The sequence below is a fragment of the Natronococcus roseus genome, assembly GCF_043677095.1.
GTDB classification, from domain to species: Archaea; Halobacteriota; Halobacteria; order Halobacteriales; family Natrialbaceae; genus Natronococcus; species Natronococcus roseus.
Map to the genome: position 1 here is coordinate 577,314 of NZ_JBHLJR010000002.1, position 13,885 is coordinate 591,198.

Annotated in this window: 17 protein-coding genes; 4 read left to right on the forward strand and 13 right to left on the reverse strand. The window is 64.9% G+C overall.

The genetic code is table 11. The features are described 5' to 3' along the window. Window positions 1-25: 25 nt before the first annotated feature. The 9 genes from ACFEMD_RS07415 to ACFEMD_RS07455 all read right to left on the reverse strand — a co-directional run bounded on the left by ACFEMD_RS07415 (window position 26) and on the right by ACFEMD_RS07455 (window position 6,728). Entirely contained in the window at window positions 26-172 is a 147-nt protein-coding gene (locus tag ACFEMD_RS07415; RefSeq protein WP_394740398.1) for a hypothetical protein, read from the reverse strand. 131 nt (window positions 173-303) lie between these two features. Continuing rightward, window positions 304-1,980 carry a potassium channel family protein gene (locus tag ACFEMD_RS07420; protein WP_394740399.1) on the reverse strand — a complete coding sequence of 559 codons (1,677 nt, stop codon included), beginning with the start codon at window positions 1,978-1,980 and terminating at the stop codon, window positions 304-306. A 66-nt stretch (window positions 1,981-2,046) separates the two neighbouring features. Next, a complete protein-coding gene (locus tag ACFEMD_RS07425; RefSeq protein ID WP_394740400.1) occupies window positions 2,047-2,859 on the reverse strand; it encodes an endonuclease III domain-containing protein in 813 nt (270 codons plus the stop codon). 120 nt (window positions 2,860-2,979) lie between these two features. Next, window positions 2,980-3,285: a hypothetical protein gene (locus ACFEMD_RS07430; protein WP_394740402.1), complete on the reverse strand. Its 306-nt coding sequence runs from the start codon at window positions 3,283-3,285 to the stop codon at window positions 2,980-2,982. 133 nt (window positions 3,286-3,418) lie between these two features. Beyond that, on the reverse strand, window positions 3,419-3,832 hold the full coding sequence (locus tag ACFEMD_RS07435; RefSeq protein WP_394740403.1) for a DUF371 domain-containing protein: 414 nt from the start codon (window positions 3,830-3,832) through the stop codon (window positions 3,419-3,421). Window positions 3,833-3,877: 45 nt separating this feature from the next. Continuing rightward, complete coding sequence (locus ACFEMD_RS07440) at window positions 3,878-4,246, reverse strand: hypothetical protein (protein ID WP_394740404.1); 369 nt, start codon at window positions 4,244-4,246, stop codon at window positions 3,878-3,880. A 137-nt stretch (window positions 4,247-4,383) separates the two neighbouring features. Next, window positions 4,384-5,727, reverse strand: coding sequence for an alkaline phosphatase family protein (locus ACFEMD_RS07445; protein WP_394740405.1), 1,344 nt, complete (start codon window positions 5,725-5,727; stop codon window positions 4,384-4,386). Between the two features lie 207 nt (window positions 5,728-5,934). After that, window positions 5,935-6,069, reverse strand: a complete 135-nt coding sequence (locus ACFEMD_RS07450) for a hypothetical protein (protein ID WP_005558012.1) — start codon at window positions 6,067-6,069, stop codon at window positions 5,935-5,937. A gap of 128 nt (window positions 6,070-6,197) precedes the next feature. Further along, window positions 6,198-6,728: an inorganic diphosphatase gene (locus ACFEMD_RS07455; protein WP_394740407.1), complete on the reverse strand. Its 531-nt coding sequence runs from the start codon at window positions 6,726-6,728 to the stop codon at window positions 6,198-6,200. Window positions 6,729-6,929: 201 nt separating this feature from the next. Between ACFEMD_RS07455 and ACFEMD_RS07460 the strand changes: the two genes are divergently transcribed. After that, window positions 6,930-7,298, forward strand: coding sequence for a PadR family transcriptional regulator (locus ACFEMD_RS07460; protein WP_394740409.1), 369 nt, complete (start codon window positions 6,930-6,932; stop codon window positions 7,296-7,298). A gap of 147 nt (window positions 7,299-7,445) precedes the next feature. Here the strand turns inward: ACFEMD_RS07460 and ACFEMD_RS07465 are convergent, their stop codons facing one another. Together ACFEMD_RS07465 and rnhA are read right to left on the reverse strand one after the other, a co-directional pair. After that, complete coding sequence (locus ACFEMD_RS07465) at window positions 7,446-8,060, reverse strand: DUF7108 family protein (RefSeq protein ID WP_394740410.1); 615 nt, start codon at window positions 8,058-8,060, stop codon at window positions 7,446-7,448. 45 nt (window positions 8,061-8,105) lie between these two features. Continuing rightward, window positions 8,106-8,699, reverse strand: coding sequence for a ribonuclease HI (gene rnhA, locus ACFEMD_RS07470; protein ID WP_394740411.1), 594 nt, complete (start codon window positions 8,697-8,699; stop codon window positions 8,106-8,108). Window positions 8,700-8,861: 162 nt separating this feature from the next. Here rnhA and ACFEMD_RS07475 point away from each other — a divergent pair, with 162 nt between their 5' ends. Continuing rightward, window positions 8,862-9,824, forward strand: a complete 963-nt coding sequence (locus ACFEMD_RS07475) for a transcription initiation factor IIB (RefSeq protein ID WP_049892140.1) — start codon at window positions 8,862-8,864, stop codon at window positions 9,822-9,824. A 141-nt stretch (window positions 9,825-9,965) separates the two neighbouring features. Here the strand turns inward: ACFEMD_RS07475 and ACFEMD_RS07480 are convergent, their stop codons facing one another. Together ACFEMD_RS07480 and gfcR are read right to left on the reverse strand one after the other, a co-directional pair. Next, on the reverse strand, window positions 9,966-10,316 hold the full coding sequence (locus ACFEMD_RS07480; RefSeq protein WP_394740412.1) for a hypothetical protein: 351 nt from the start codon (window positions 10,314-10,316) through the stop codon (window positions 9,966-9,968). Window positions 10,317-10,585: 269 nt separating this feature from the next. Then, the gene (gene gfcR, locus ACFEMD_RS07485; RefSeq protein ID WP_005558005.1) at window positions 10,586-11,236 is read right to left on the reverse strand and encodes a transcriptional regulator GfcR; all 651 of its coding nucleotides are present in this window, start codon (window positions 11,234-11,236) and stop codon (window positions 10,586-10,588) included. Between the two features lie 120 nt (window positions 11,237-11,356). Here gfcR and ACFEMD_RS07490 point away from each other — a divergent pair, with 120 nt between their 5' ends. Both ACFEMD_RS07490 and ACFEMD_RS07495 read left to right on the forward strand, forming a co-directional pair. Continuing rightward, complete coding sequence (locus ACFEMD_RS07490; RefSeq protein ID WP_394740414.1) at window positions 11,357-12,601, forward strand: HAD family hydrolase; 1,245 nt, start codon at window positions 11,357-11,359, stop codon at window positions 12,599-12,601. A gap of 154 nt (window positions 12,602-12,755) precedes the next feature. Next, window positions 12,756-13,880, forward strand: a complete 1,125-nt coding sequence (locus ACFEMD_RS07495) for an acyl-CoA dehydrogenase family protein (protein WP_394740415.1) — start codon at window positions 12,756-12,758, stop codon at window positions 13,878-13,880. The last annotated feature ends 5 nt before the right edge of the window (window positions 13,881-13,885 follow it).

The window sequence follows — 13,885 nt, forward strand, 5'->3', positions numbered from 1 at the left end:
GCGAATCACCGCCAGGCGGACGCTCCTATCCGTCCGCCAACCGTCCGAGGCCGTCCTCCTCGGAGTTGTCGCCGGGGATCCGCCCTCGGACGCGGACCCGGTCTCGCTCTCGAGTTCGACCGCCGACGTTCGGCGGGCTTACGAGCAGGTGACAGTTGGCGGTAGCGACCACTGGGGATCGAATCGGCACTCGCTCTCCGGTAATCGGTGGGTAACGGGCAAGCAGACGGACTGTTGTAACCGTTTACCGACACACCCGGCAGATGTCCCTAGAATGTCGACGATGAGTTACAGGAGACCGTATCAGTCTTCGCCGTCGCCGAACTCCGTCTTGAAGTTGGAGACGCCCCGGTCGGTGCCCGCGACGAGGACCTCGTCGTCGGTCTCGAGCCCGAAGTCGTCGTCGAACGCCGTGACGATCTCACCGTTTCGTTTTACGGCGACGATCGTAGAGTCGGTCCGCTCTCGAACCTCGTCAGTGTCCGGGTGCTGTCCGGCGAGTTCCGGTGCCCGTGTTCTGGTGAGCTGGATCTGTTCGCGGAGCGTCATCACGTCCTCGTCGTAGAGGCCGAGCGTCGTCATCCGGCCGGCGACCTTCGGCAGCGCGAGGACGTAATCCGCGCCCGCCCGGTAGAGGTCGCTCGCGCTCTCGGCGTCGTTGGCCGCGACGACGATCTCGACGTCGTCGTCGGCCTCGCGGGCGACCAGCGTCGCGAGGGTCGCGTCGTCGTCGTCGGGCAACGCGAGGATGACCGTCTCTGCGTCGTCGATCCCCGCCTCGTCGAACGTCGTCGTCTCCGTCGCGTCGCCGACGACGTCGACGCCCTCTCCGGGCTCGGTGTCGATCACCGTCGTCTGCTGGTCGGCCTTCCGGAGGATCCCCTCGGCGGTCGTGCCGACGAAGCCGTGACCGGCGATGATCACCGGACCCGCCGTCGCGGACCGCCCGCCAGACCGGGTAATCGGCTCGATCCGCTCGAGCTGCTCCTCGGTGCCGGCAACGACGAGGACGGTACTCTCGTCGGCGACCGCCTCGCTCGAGGGATCGGTGACGAACTCGCCGCGTAGCCAGACGCCGACGAGCGTCGCCCCCGTCCGCTCGAGGGGGTCGAGGGAGTCGAGGTGCTGACCGTAGAGCGGGCTGTCGTCGGTCACCGGGAACTCGGCGATCTCGAGGTCGACGTCGAAGTCCTCGATATCCTCGAGTGCGGTGCTGACGACGTTCTGGGCCTTGTCCGCGAGGCTCTTCCCGAGACGGTGTTTCGGCGAGATAACGGTCGTCGCGCCGGCGAACCGGAGGTATCGTGACTGTTCGGGGTCGTCGATCAGACAGATGATCTCGAGATCCGGGTTGGTCTCCGCGAGCGAGAGGAGCGTGCCGATGACGTTCTCCTGCTGTTTCGCGCCGACGACGACCGCGACCGCGTTTTCGATGTTGACCGCTTCGAGCGTCTCCTCGTCTTCGATCGTCCCGTGGACGACGTTCCGTTCCTCCTCGAACAGCGTTTCGGCCCGCTGCTCGTCGTCCTCGACGATGACGTACTGCTCCTCGCGGGCCTCCAGATCGTCGACCAGACTCTCACAGAGCGAGGTGTATCCCCAGATAACGGCGTGGTCCTCGGCGCTCTCGACGGCGTCGGGGACCCTCGTCTCGGTGAGCTCCTCCCTGGCCCAGGGGACGACGAACTGCGGGACGGCGACGGCGATGTAGGCGATCCCCGTAAACTGCGCGACGACCATCAGCGCCTGCATTCCGATGGACGTCCACGGCGCGTCCTGTCCGTACCCCGTCGAGGTCAGCGACTGGACGATAACGTTGAGCGAGTCCTGCAGTGACCGCGGTCGCCCCTCCAGTTCGGCCATCCCCCATCGATACAGCAGCGTCTGAACGGCCACCACGACGACGAACGAGAGCAGAAAGGTCACGAGACGTCTGTTCCGACCGATCCACTGGAACGGAGACGGTTTTCGAAACTCCATATAGCCCGAGCTAGATGACTCGGACGTGTAGATATTGGAGTTGCATATGCGGCGTGGTAATCGCTGTCAGTCGGCAGCTTCGGCCGGATCGACGACCTCGTTCGTCTCCGGGTAGACGCCGACCTGCTCGCAGACGTCGGCCATCGGACAGGCATCGGGATCCTCGAGACAGGCCGGCTTGCGGGCCGTGCAGTACTCGCGGCCGAACTGGATCGAGGCGGTGTGACCGAACCCACACTTCGCGGCAGGGATGTCCCGCTCGAGGACCGCCCGTACCGCCTCGTGGTCGGCGTCGGCGGGGGCGATCCCCAGCCGCCGGTAGATTCGGTGGACGTGCGTGTCGACGGGGAAGACGCCGCCGCGCCCGCCCGCGAACAGCAGGACGCAGTCAGCAGTTTTTGGGCCGACGCCGTGGATCTCGAGCAGCCGTTCGCGGACGGGTTCGGGCTCCGCCTCCCTGACGAAGTCGTCGAACCCCGCAGCGGAGTCGAACTCCTCGAGGACCTCCTCGGCAGCACCGATGATCATCGCCGACTTCTGGTTGTACAGGCCGGCGGAGCTGATCGTCTCGGCGAGTTCGGACTGCTCGGCGTCGGCGAGCGATTCCGCGAGGTCCCCATCGGGACTTCCGTATCTGTCGACCAGCGCGTCGTGAGCCGGCTGGCTCGCCACGTCGCTCGTGTTCTGGCTCAGGATCGTCCGGACGAGGCAGGTGAAGGCGTCCTGCCCGCCGTACGTTTTCTGCCAGTACAGCTCGCCGAGGCGGTCGACGACGCGCTCGGCGCGGGTGTCGGCGGTCGCCGGGTCGAACTCGGCGGCGGCTCCACCGCCCGTCTCGCCGCCGCTGATGTTGACCGACGGCTCGTTGTCGTCACTCATGCGCCAGGATTCGGGCTCGAGGAGCAAAACCGCCGTGGAAGCGGTGATCCGACTCGAGCACCAGTCCACCGATACCCCTCGCTCGAGCGGTCGCCTCACCGTCGCTTACGAGTTCCACGGCTACGGATTCCCAGAGGTGTACGAGACCGTTACCGTCACCGAGAGCCCCGTCGTCCCGCCGGCGACGCTGAGCTGGTAGCTCTCCGCGCCCTCCTCGGCGGCCAGCGTCTCGAGTTTCTCCCGAATGCCGCCGAGCAGTCGCTCGAGGCCGCCGATCACTCGCTCCTCTCGCTGGGTGTCGATCGGTTTGGTCGACGGCTCCTCCAGTTGCCGAGACGTCGCGGCGACGAACGCCTGGAGCTCGTCGAGCGAGTCGACGCTGTTCAGTCGCTGTTCGAGGTGGTCGGCGGTTTGTGTATCGAGCATCGTGGCCCTTGCTACCAATCGTTGGTTCGGCGGAAAAATAGTTCGGTGCCCGGGACAGTTGTCCGCGACGAACGATCCGAAAGCGACACCGTCGGTGGAGGCCGCGGAAACCGTCGATCGCGGGATACCCCCGCTACTCGACCGTCAGCGTCACCGTCGCCTCGGCGCCCTCGGCGAGCGCGTCGACGAGTTCTCGGTCGAACCCCTCGGCCGCGAACTCGGCGCCGACCACGACCGTTCGGTCGTCTACGTAGTCGCTGGTTCGGCCGACCGCGCTGCGCTCGTTCGTGAACTCGAGATCGGGATCGCCGCGTCCCTCGACCGACTCGCGGTGGCCGTCGGCCTCGATTTCGACGGTGATCGTCGCCTCCTCGTCCCGGCAGGCCTCGACGAACTCGGGATCGAAGTCGGCGGGTGCCCGATCGGCGTCGATCGCCAGGATACAGTCTCCGGCGGGCGTGAGGTAGTCGTCGGTCGTCACCTCGAACGTGCTCGCGTGTGCGGCGCTGACGTGCTCGTGTCCTCGAGCGCGGATCAGTTCCTCCATACCGAAGCAGAGTCGAGCGGCTCGGAAAACGGGATCGACTCGGCGCTACGCCGTCTCCCCCCGGTAACCGGTGCGGAACTCGCGAACGACGGCCCCGCCGAGGACGCCGAAGACGACGACCGCGAGGACAGCCGTCAGGCCGACGCCGACCTCGCCGTGGAGATCGGCACCGAGAACGCCCCAGCCGAGAGCGAGAAGGGCACCGACAGCGGCCAGGACGGCTACCCCCAGCCGGAGCGGGTCGTCGGACTGCCTCGAGAGGACGTACTGCGGGCCCGCGACGCCGACGAACAGGTAGATCGCGATTCCGACTGGCGTGGCACCGAGGACGGCCATCGAGCCCGTCTGCCAGCTTACCAGACCACTCGAAAACACTGCGAGGAGGATGCCGATGCCGACGAGTCGTCCGCTCATACGGAGAGTTGTCAACGGGTTACAATATTTGTTTCGACGGCACCGTCCGTACTATCGGTTCGACCGCGTCTGCGATCGGTTTCCGTCCGTATTGTCGACAGGAAAAACCGCGCGTGGAGTGATCTCGTTCGGCCTCCTCAGACCAGGCTCGCGCCGTCGAACTCGCCGCGGTTGTACTCGAGGTCCATCAGATCGAGGATCGTCGGGGCGATGTCGTAGAGGTCGGCTTCGCCGATCGAGGCGTCGGGGTCGTCGATGTACAGCGAGGTGTCGTCGAAGCTGTGCATCCCGTTTCGCGGACCGCTGGTGAAGATCTCGGAGTCGGCCTTGAAGCCGGATTTGAGGTCGAAGCCCTTGTTAGGGATCGCGACCAGATCCGGCGCGATGTCGTCGTGATCGCCGCGGAAGGCCGCTTCCTTCTCGACGACGCGGTCGACGACCTTGTTGCCGTTGGGGCCCTCGAGGGCCTCGAGGTCGGCCTTGAGCTCGTCGCGGACCTCGTCGTACTCGTCCTCGGGGACCGAACCTCGCGGTTCGCGGCCCTCGAGGTTGAGATAGAATCGGCCGGGGATGAAGGAGTAGGCCGTCGTCTCCGTGGCGATGTCGCCCAGCTCCTCGGGCTCGTCGTCCTCGAAGGAGAGCCACCCCTCCTCGATGAGCCACTCGTTGAAGTGGACCTCGTAGTCGAGGCTCGTGAAGCCGTGGTCGGAGGCGACGATCAGCGTAACGTCCTCGGGAAGGGCCTCCCGAAGGCGGCCGACGTAGTCGTCGACCTTCTCGTAGAACTCGAGGAACTCCTCCTTGTACTGGCCGTCGCGCTCGTAGTCCTTGAACAGGAAGTGGTTGACCCGATCGGTCGTCATGAAGACGCCGAAAAAGAGGTCCCAGTCGTCCTCCTCGATGTAGTGTTCGAACGCCTCGAAGCGGGCGTCGATCGTCTCGTGGGCGTCCTCGATGAACGCCTCCTTTTCCTCCTCGTGACCGAGTTTCGGATTGACGTCGATCCGGTAATCGAGCGTCTCGAGGTACTCACGAACGTCGTCGGGGTAGGCGGCCTTCTCGAGGCCGGGCGAGAGAAAGCCCGACACCATGCGCTGGACGTTTCGCTGTGGCGGGAACGTGACGGGGACGTTCATCACGGTCGCCTTGAGCCCCTCGTCCTGGACGCGGTCCCAGACGCGGTCGGCCTGGACTTCCCGTCCCATGGGGACGTAGGTGTCGTAGGTGCCGACCTCGCGGTCCTGGAAGCCGTAGACGCCCGTCTCACCGGGGTTGACCCCGGTGGTCAGCGACGGCCAGCAGGCGCTGGACTCGGGTGGGACGATACTCGAAATCTCGCTCGCAGTACCGTCTGCCGCCAGCGACGCGAAGTTCGGAAACCGGTCCTCGTGTTCGGAGAGTAAACTGTACGGCACGCCGTCGACGCCGATAAACGCGACTCGGGGGGAGTCGTCGCCCCGCAACCGGTCGAACAAACCCATGCGGGGCCGTAGTCCGACCGCATACAAGAAGGTTCGTTTCCGGACACTGTTTTCGAGAATCGGTGACGACAGTCTCGGTGTCGCGTTCGGCGTTGCCGACTGTCGCGTCGGTGCTGCGGACCGACGCCAGCGGAGGAGGCCCTCGAGGTGCTCGTAGAAACCGGCAGGATCTCCGGTCGCGCTCGCGGCGGGCGATCGGGAACCGGGCTACTCCGTCTCCTCGTCCGCGCTCTCGGAACGGAAGTTCGTCGGGACGACCGTCAGGTGGGCCATCCCGGTACCGGATTCGACCGACTCGGTGGTCGACGCGGACTCTCGTGGGGACGGGTTGGTTGCTGCCATGACGGACGGTAGTACGACGGCTCACCCAATAAAATTACCCATGCTCATAACACATACGGCGGACGGGTGGCGATAACTCCGACGAATCCGTTGGCAGAAAAATCGAACGCTGGCTCGGGAGGTCGCCGCTAGAAGTTCTCGTCGTAGAGATCCTGGGCGTGTTCGATCGCGTCGTAGGCGGCCTGTCGGTCCTCCCAACCCTGGGTCTCGACTTCCTTGTCGGCCTCCAGGTTCTTGTAGGTCTTGAAGAACTCGTCGATCTCGTCGAGTTGCTGCTGGGGGATGTCCTCGAGGTCCTCGATGTGGTCGTAGCGGGGGTCCTCGCTCGGGACCGCGATGACCTTGTCGTCCTGCTCGCCGTCGTCGTCCATCTTCATCAGGGCGACGGGACGGGCCTCGATGATACAGCCGGGGAACGTCTGATCCTCGACGAGGACCATCACGTCGAAGGGGTCCTCGTCGTCGTAGTACGACTGCGGGATGAAGCCGTAGTCGGAGGGGTAGTGGACGTTCGAGTGGAGCACGCGGTCGAGGACGACGCCGGGGACGTCCTTGTCGTACTCGTACTTGTTGCGCTCGCCCTTGAGACACTCGACGACCGCGTAGATCTCTTCGGGCGGGTTCGGTCCGGTCTCGAGGTCTTCCCAGAGATTGACCATGTATCTCGAACGTTCACGGTGGGTCAAAAAGTCCTTTCGTAATCGTATCGGACGGTATGGCCGACGACCGTCGACGGAGCGCCGAGTACGTGGCTCGTCGGGACGACGTTCGAGCCGGTATCGGCTGCTGGACGGGGTCTGCGGGACGATCGGGCAAAATAGTTGAGAAGTCTTAAATAGTCCGATGACTGTTAGACAACTATGTCAGAGGCACAATCAATCAGCGGCGATCAGAGTGTCGCACGCGAGCTGACCGCGTTCCAGACCAACATCCTCACCATCCTCGCCAAGGAGCCGATGTACGGCCTGGCGATCAAGCGCGAACTCGAGGAGTACTACGGAACGGAGGTCAACCACGGCCGGCTCTACCCCAACCTCGACGAACTCGTCGAGCTCGGGCTGGTCGAGAAGAGCGAACTCGACAAGCGGACGAACCAGTACTCGCTGACCGACGAGGGCTACGAGGCCGTCCTCGACGGCGTTCAGTGGTCGCTCTCGAAGATCGTCACGGACGACGACCGCGCCGACGAGATCCGCCAGCTCGTCGACGAGAGCTACAGTAGCAACTGAAAGGCAGTGCGTATCCGATCGCACGGCGGCCGTGCGATCGGGTGCAAACAGTTTCAGTCGGTACTGCACCGAGCGGCAACCAGGGTGTCAGAACCTCCGTTCGCGCTCGATCGCACGCGGGTGTGATCGACGCCGAACTGTTTCGTTTTATTCGACGGCTGAGGACTCCCGGAGCTCCGGATGTGGCTCGTCGGCCGCCTCGAAGACCAGGTCGATCGACTCCTCGACCGCGTCCTGTTGTGCTTCGGAGGGCCAGGCGTTCCGAACGAAGTACCCCGTCAGGAACTCCTCGAGCTCCGTCGGCGTCGCCGATTCGATCGGCTTCGCGTAGTGATTCCCGAAGAAGTCCGCGAGGGCGACCGCGTTGTCGCCGTGGACGTCGCCGTGGGCCGCCCTGACCTCGGCGACCAGCTCGCGGTTTCGCTCGTCGACGACCTGCCAGTCGTCGGGATCCTCGGTGCCCTCAAGCTGGATCTCGATCGCCCGGTCGATCTCCTCGACGCGGTCGGTTCTGATGACGCCGTCCTCGTGCCACTCCTCGGGGTGGAGCACGAGCGTCGCGTCCTCCTCGTCCCGAACGCGGGCGGTGAACTCGTACTCGGAGAGCAGGTCGTCGCGTCGCTCGAGCCGAGCCGTCCGTTCGTTCTCGTCGGTCGCAGTACGGGCCAGCCGCGTCAGTCGTTCGGCCTCGTCGACGACGTCGGCTGGCAGTTCCCCGGGCGGTCTCTCTTCATCGCCTCTCTCGTCCGCGAGGTCGCTCATACCCGTCGTTCGCGCTCGACGCCCTTTCCGTTGCTGTTTTCGGCGCTACCCCTGGTCCAGCGCCTCGTTGGCCAGTCCGTCCGCGCGGTCGTTGACCTCCCGCGGAACGTACTCGAGGGTCCAGTCGTCGAACGAGGAGAGGAGCTCGAGGGCCCGAACCCGCTGTTCGCGCAGTTCGGGATTGTTGGTGTCGTACTCGCCCCGGACTTGCTTGACGATCAGTTCGGAGTCCCCGCGGGCGTGGACCTCGCCGTAGCCGTACTCCTCGGCCGCCTCGAGGGCCGTGATCAGCGCGGTGTACTCCGCCTGATTGTTCGTCGTTCGTCCGATCCGTTCGCCCCCCTCGGCGACGATTCCCTCGCTCGTGACGATCACCCAGCCGATCGCCGCCGGCCCGGGGTTGCCGCGGCTGGCGCCGTCGAAGTAGACGTGGGCTCGACCGCCGCCCTCGCGAAGCAGTGACTCGAGCGTGCGGGGCGTCTCGCCCTGAATCACGACCTTGTCGTCGTAGGCGACGGCCGTCGCGCCCTCGCGACTCGCCCGCCAGCGTTCGTGTTCGGTGTTTCCGGGATCGACGGCGACGCCCGCCTCCTCGAGGCGCTCGCGGGCGTCGTCGACGTCGCACTCGATAACCGGCATTCGTGCCTGTGCTCGAGGAGAGTCGGATAAAGGTTTTCCGGTTTCAAATCGTAAACCATCTCGCTGAACGTCTGTAGGTGCCGTTTTCGACGGATAACAGGAATGTGTCGTGAGTGGAACCCCAGAACTTATATATCATAGTAGTACTACTATAAAAGCGCGATGACACGGTCCACCCGCCAGCGGGAGCGAATGCGTGAAACGGACGAATCCGAGGAACAGGACGAGGTACGTGCCTGTCCCGAGTGTGAATCGGATAATCTCGTGAAAGACTCCGATCGGGGTGAGCTCATCTGCGAAGACTGTGGGCTCGTCGTCGAGGAGGAGAAGATCGACCCCGGTCCGGAGTGGCGGGCGTTCAATCACCAGGAGCGACAGGAGAAGTCCCGCGTCGGTGCGCCGACGACACAGACGATGCACGACAAGGGGCTGACGACGACGATCGACTGGAAGGACAAGGACGCCTACGGTCGCTCGATCTCCTCGAAGAAGCGTAGTCAGATGCACCGACTGCGCAAGTGGCAGGAACGCATCCGAACCAAGGACGCTGGCGAGCGCAACCTGCAGTTCGCGCTCTCGGAGATCGACCGGATGGCCTCGGCGCTGGGTGTGCCGCGGTCGGTTCGCGAGGTGGCGTCGGTCATCTACCGGCGCGCGCTCAAGGAGGACCTTATCCGCGGCCGATCGATCGAGGGCGTCGCGACCAGTGCGCTGTACGCCGCCTGTCGCAAGGAGGGCATCCCGCGAAGCTTAGAGGAGATCTCGGAAGTTTCACGCGTCGAGCGAAAGGAGATCGGTCGCACGTACCGGTACATCTCGCAGGAACTCGGCCTCGAGATGCGCCCCGTCGACCCGAAAAAGTACGTTCCCCGCTTCTGTTCCGAACTCGAACTCTCCGAGGAGGTCCAGACCAAGGCCAACGAGATCATCGAGAAGACGGCCGAGGAAGGACTGCTCTCGGGCAAATCCCCGACCGGGTACGCCGCGGCGGCGATCTACGCCGCCTCGCTGCTGTGTAACGAGAAGAAGACCCAACGCGAGGTCGCAGACGTCGCCCAGGTGACCGAAGTCACGATCCGGAACCGCTACCAGGAACAGATCGAAGCGATGGGAATCCACGGCTAACACCGACACCACCTCTTTTATTCGACCACCGCCGCCTACCGTTCGTCAGCGTCGTCGCTGATCAGGCGGCGTTTCCGCGGATGCTCGCTGCCGAACGTCGGTGCAACGTCCCTGCGGCCGCTCGAGGACGAGTTCGGAGGGTTACTCCTCGTCTTCGTCGTCCTCGACGTCTTCTTCCTCGTCATCCATCGGGTCGTCTTCCTCGTCATCCTCTTCGGGATCTTCATCGTCCATCGGATCGTCCTCCTCGTCATCCTCTTCGGGATCTTCATCGTCCATCGGATCGTCTTCTTCCTCGTCCTCCGGGTCGTCCTCTTCATCGTCCATTGGATCGTCTTCCTCCTCGTCCTCCGGATCATCCATCGGGTCGTCCTCCTCTTCGGGATCTTCCTCCGGATCATCCTCGGGGTCGTCGTTACACCCCGCGATCGCGATAGCGCTAACTGAGCCGCTCAGTGCGATCAGACGCCGGCGTGTGAGATGGTCTTCCATGTTTGGTCACTCCGAATCGGGTCTGAGAAGTCTATCGCAAAGAGAATGCGCTGCCTATTCTCGCTCCGTCGGACACAAACTGCAGTTACGTCGAACGGGTTCTCGAGCGAGATAAATCGCGGGCGCTCGAGCCGGCAGATCGGCGGTCGGAGCGTTCCGCCGACGACGGTAACGGAAGATCAACTGACCAGAGCGGGACGACGACACGACAGAAAACGTCAGTTACCGTTTCAAGCGGATGGAACGGTCGGGCTCGTCCGTCGGAGCCGTCACTCGTCCTTGCCGACGCTGATGACCTGTAGCAACGAGTAGACGGGAACGCCCTCGACCTCCTCGACGCCCTGCTTGTCCGCGAGGACGACACACGCCAGCGGCTCGCCGCCTTCCGCCCGAATCGCTGTGATCGTCTCGCGCATCGTCGTTCCGCTGGTGATCGTGTCGTCGACGACGTAACACTCCCGGTTGCGGATACCCGCGAAGTTCCGGGAGAACGTCCCGCCCAGCTCCTCGATGTCGCCCTCTTCCCACTGGTGTTTCGCGGGCGTGTACGTCGAGAGATCGGTCTCGAGCTCGCTCGCGATGAGCGTCGCGATTGGGCCTCCCGCCTTCTCGATCCCGACGGTCAGATCGACGTCCTCGCCGTGTTTGGCGAGCAGGTCGGCCATCGCTTCCGCGATCGATCTCATCCGTTTGCTGTCCCGGCCGATCGCCGACCAGTCGACGTGGATGTCCTGTGGACCGCCGTTCTCGGCGGACTGTTGGGTCGACTGGCTCGAGAGGTCGGTCGTCGCGTCGCCGCGCTCGACCAGCCAGCTCGCGGTCTCCCGGGAGACGTTCAGTTCGTCCGCGATCTCGCCCTTCGAGAGGCCCTGGCCCGCGAGCTCGGCGGCGCTCTCGATGAGGTCGTCAACGTTTTTCATGGTTCGGAGTTCGCACGCCGTTTTTATAGTCGTGTCGCAGCCGACGAACGTCGCCTCGACTCCCTGGAAAGACTCTCAGTATTGGCAAGGATTATCACTCGTCTCTCCGGTATCTCGAGTATGGAACGGTACGATCTCGTCTACCAGCTCTACGACGAGTACGACACGAAGACGTTGCGAGAGTACCAGGAGTTCGTCGACGTCTTCCCGGCCGTCGACTCGCGGGTCGCCCTCGAGCACTGGCAGTCGGCAAACGAGGAGCTCGAGGACCGCAAGGACGAGATCCGGGCGGCGTTCGCGGCCGGCGAGACGTTCGCCGAGATCGCCGCGCGGGCGACCCGCGATCAGGCGTTTACCGCGCTCGACCTCGAGGCCAAGTACGGCCGCGGCGTGAACGTGCTCGTCCTCGACGTCGACGAGACGCTGCGCTCGGCCGGCAGCACCGACAACGAGATTCCCCGGGACACCTTGCACGTCCTGACGGAGTTTCACGAGGCGGGCGTCCCGATCGTGATCTGTACGGGCCAGACCTTAGAGAACGTCAAGGGGTTTGCCATCCAGGGGCTCGGCAGCGAGATCGTCCACTCCGGGGAGCTGTCGATCGTCTACGAGGCGGGAACCGGCGTGTTCACGCCGGGCCACGGCGCCGAGACCAAACAGCTGCTGTACGAGGAACTCGACGAGGAGATCCGCGACGTCTTCGACGACCTGCGGGCTCGAGTCCTCCCGGAGGCCCCCGACGCGCTCAGGCGGGGCTGTCACCTGCAGGGCAACGAGTTCAATGTCACGATGAAACCCAACTACGAAACCGGGTCGGCCGACGCCCGCGAGATCATCGACGACGCGCTCGTCTACCTGATCGACCTGCTGGCCGACGCCGTCAGCGAGGCGATCGAGTTCGACGGCGAGGAGATCCATGACCGGACCCGCGCGTTTTACGCCGATCAAGATCCCGAGATCAGGACCGTCCTCGAGGAGGAAGGCGCCTACCCCGATCGAGACGACGAGGAAATTCCCGACGAGCTCGCGGCCGTCCTCGAGCGGATCGACGTCGCCTACTACGAGGCCGACGCCGCCGAAATCGGCAGCCTCGAGCTGAACAAGGTCGTCGGCGTCGAGCGCGCGCTCGAGGTGCTCGGGATCGACGACCCGTTCGCGCTGGTGATGGGCGACTCGAAGAGCGATCGTCGCGTCATGGAGTGGGTCGCGGAGAACGACGCCGGGATCGCGGCCGCGCCGGAGCACGCCTCCCAGGACACCCTCGAGCACGTCCTCGGCACCGACGAGCTCGTCTTCGATCGCGGAAAGAGCGTCGACGTCCTTCAGACGGCGTACGCGCTTAATCGCCTCGCGAGCCTCGGGTGAGCGAGGTCGACACTCACACTGCCGGAACGAAGGGACCGTCTCCGCGGGAACGAACGGCCCGACGACACAACGACGGCAAATCGACCGAGCGAACCGGTAAGGATCGGTCGCTCGAGTGGTGGCCATTTTTGCCACCGCGCTCGAATGGGGGCGTATGGAACTCACCGACGAGCAGGCGGCGGTTCGCGACGTGGTCCGCGAGTTCGCCCGCGAGGAGATCAGACCGACGGCGCTCGAGGCCGACCGGAGCCAGGAGTTTCCCGAGGACGTCTGGGACGGGCTCGCCGAGCTCGACCTGACGAGTCTTACCGTTCCCGAGGCGTACGGCGGCTACGACGCCGATCCCGTGACGGCCGCCGTCGTCAACGAGGAGGTCGCCTACGGCGCGCTCGCGGTCGCGACGGCGCTGTCGGTCCACTCGCTGGCGACCTCCTGTCTCGCCGAGTTCGGCACCGAGGACCTCAAAGAGCGCTGGCTCCCCGACATGGCCGACGGTCGGCCCGTCGGCGCGTTCGCGCTCTCGGAGCCCCATGCCGGTTCGAACCCCGCCGAGATGTCGACCGAGGCCCGCAGGGAGGGCGACGAGTACGTCATCAATGGCGAGAAGCAGTGGATCACGAACGGGAAGCGGGCGGGCGTCTACGTGCTGTTCGCGAAGACCGACCGCGACGATCCGTCGACGGTGACCCAGTTCCTCGTCCCCGGCGATGTCGACGGGCTCTCGGTCGGGGAGAAGGAGGACAAGCTCGGGCTCCGCGCGAGCGACACGACCAGTCTCACCTTCGACGACGTTCGAATCCCCGCCGAGAACCGGCTGACCGAGGAGGGACGGGGCCTCTCGGCCGCCTTTCACATCCTCACAGGGGGTCGGATCGCCATCGCGGCGCAGTCGGTCGGTCTCGCACAGTGTGCGATGGACGAAGCGCTCGAGTACGCCGGGGAGCGCGAGCAGTTCGATCAGCCGATCGGCGAGTTCCAGTCAATTCGCCACAAGCTCGCCGAAATGGCGACCCGAATCAAGGCCAGCCGGCTGCTGACCCGGGAGGCGGCACGCGAGCGCGCGTCGGGCAGCGCCGGACTGACCGCGAGCATGGCGAAGTACTTCGCCAGCGAGACGGCCATGCACGTCACCAACGAGGCCGTCCAGATCCACGGCGGCTACGGCTACGTCACCGAGGGCGAGGTCGAACGGCTCTACCGGGACGCCAAGATCACCGAGATCTACGAGGGGACCACCGAGATCCAGAAGAAGGTGATCGCGCGCCACCTGCTCGAGTAGCGGAA

Bases quoted from the DNA above. Each gene is read 5' to 3' on its own strand.
- ACFEMD_RS07420 (WP_394740399.1), bottom strand. From the start codon at position 1,980: ATGGAGTTTCGAAAACCGTCTCCGTTCCAGTGGATCGGTCGGAACAGA.
- ACFEMD_RS07425 (WP_394740400.1), bottom strand. From the start codon at position 2,859: ATGAGTGACGACAACGAGCCGTCGGTCAACATCAGCGGCGGCGAGACG.
- ACFEMD_RS07430 (WP_394740402.1), bottom strand. From the start codon at position 3,285: ATGCTCGATACACAAACCGCCGACCACCTCGAACAGCGACTGAACAGC.
- ACFEMD_RS07435 (WP_394740403.1), bottom strand. From the start codon at position 3,832: ATGGAGGAACTGATCCGCGCTCGAGGACACGAGCACGTCAGCGCCGCA.
- ACFEMD_RS07440 (WP_394740404.1), bottom strand. From the start codon at position 4,246: ATGAGCGGACGACTCGTCGGCATCGGCATCCTCCTCGCAGTGTTTTCG.
- ACFEMD_RS07445 (WP_394740405.1), bottom strand. From the start codon at position 5,727: ATGGGTTTGTTCGACCGGTTGCGGGGCGACGACTCCCCCCGAGTCGCG.
- ACFEMD_RS07450 (WP_005558012.1), bottom strand. From the start codon at position 6,069: ATGGCAGCAACCAACCCGTCCCCACGAGAGTCCGCGTCGACCACCGAG.
- ACFEMD_RS07455 (WP_394740407.1), bottom strand. From the start codon at position 6,728: ATGGTCAATCTCTGGGAAGACCTCGAGACCGGACCGAACCCGCCCGAA.
- ACFEMD_RS07460 (WP_394740409.1), top strand. From the start codon at position 6,930: ATGTCAGAGGCACAATCAATCAGCGGCGATCAGAGTGTCGCACGCGAG.
- ACFEMD_RS07465 (WP_394740410.1), bottom strand. From the start codon at position 8,060: ATGAGCGACCTCGCGGACGAGAGAGGCGATGAAGAGAGACCGCCCGGG.
- rnhA (WP_394740411.1), bottom strand. From the start codon at position 8,699: ATGCCGGTTATCGAGTGCGACGTCGACGACGCCCGCGAGCGCCTCGAG.
- ACFEMD_RS07475 (WP_049892140.1), top strand. From the start codon at position 8,862: ATGACACGGTCCACCCGCCAGCGGGAGCGAATGCGTGAAACGGACGAA.
- ACFEMD_RS07480 (WP_394740412.1), bottom strand. From the start codon at position 10,316: ATGGAAGACCATCTCACACGCCGGCGTCTGATCGCACTGAGCGGCTCA.
- gfcR (WP_005558005.1), bottom strand. From the start codon at position 11,236: ATGAAAAACGTTGACGACCTCATCGAGAGCGCCGCCGAGCTCGCGGGC.
- ACFEMD_RS07490 (WP_394740414.1), top strand. From the start codon at position 11,357: ATGGAACGGTACGATCTCGTCTACCAGCTCTACGACGAGTACGACACG.
- ACFEMD_RS07495 (WP_394740415.1), top strand. From the start codon at position 12,756: ATGGAACTCACCGACGAGCAGGCGGCGGTTCGCGACGTGGTCCGCGAG.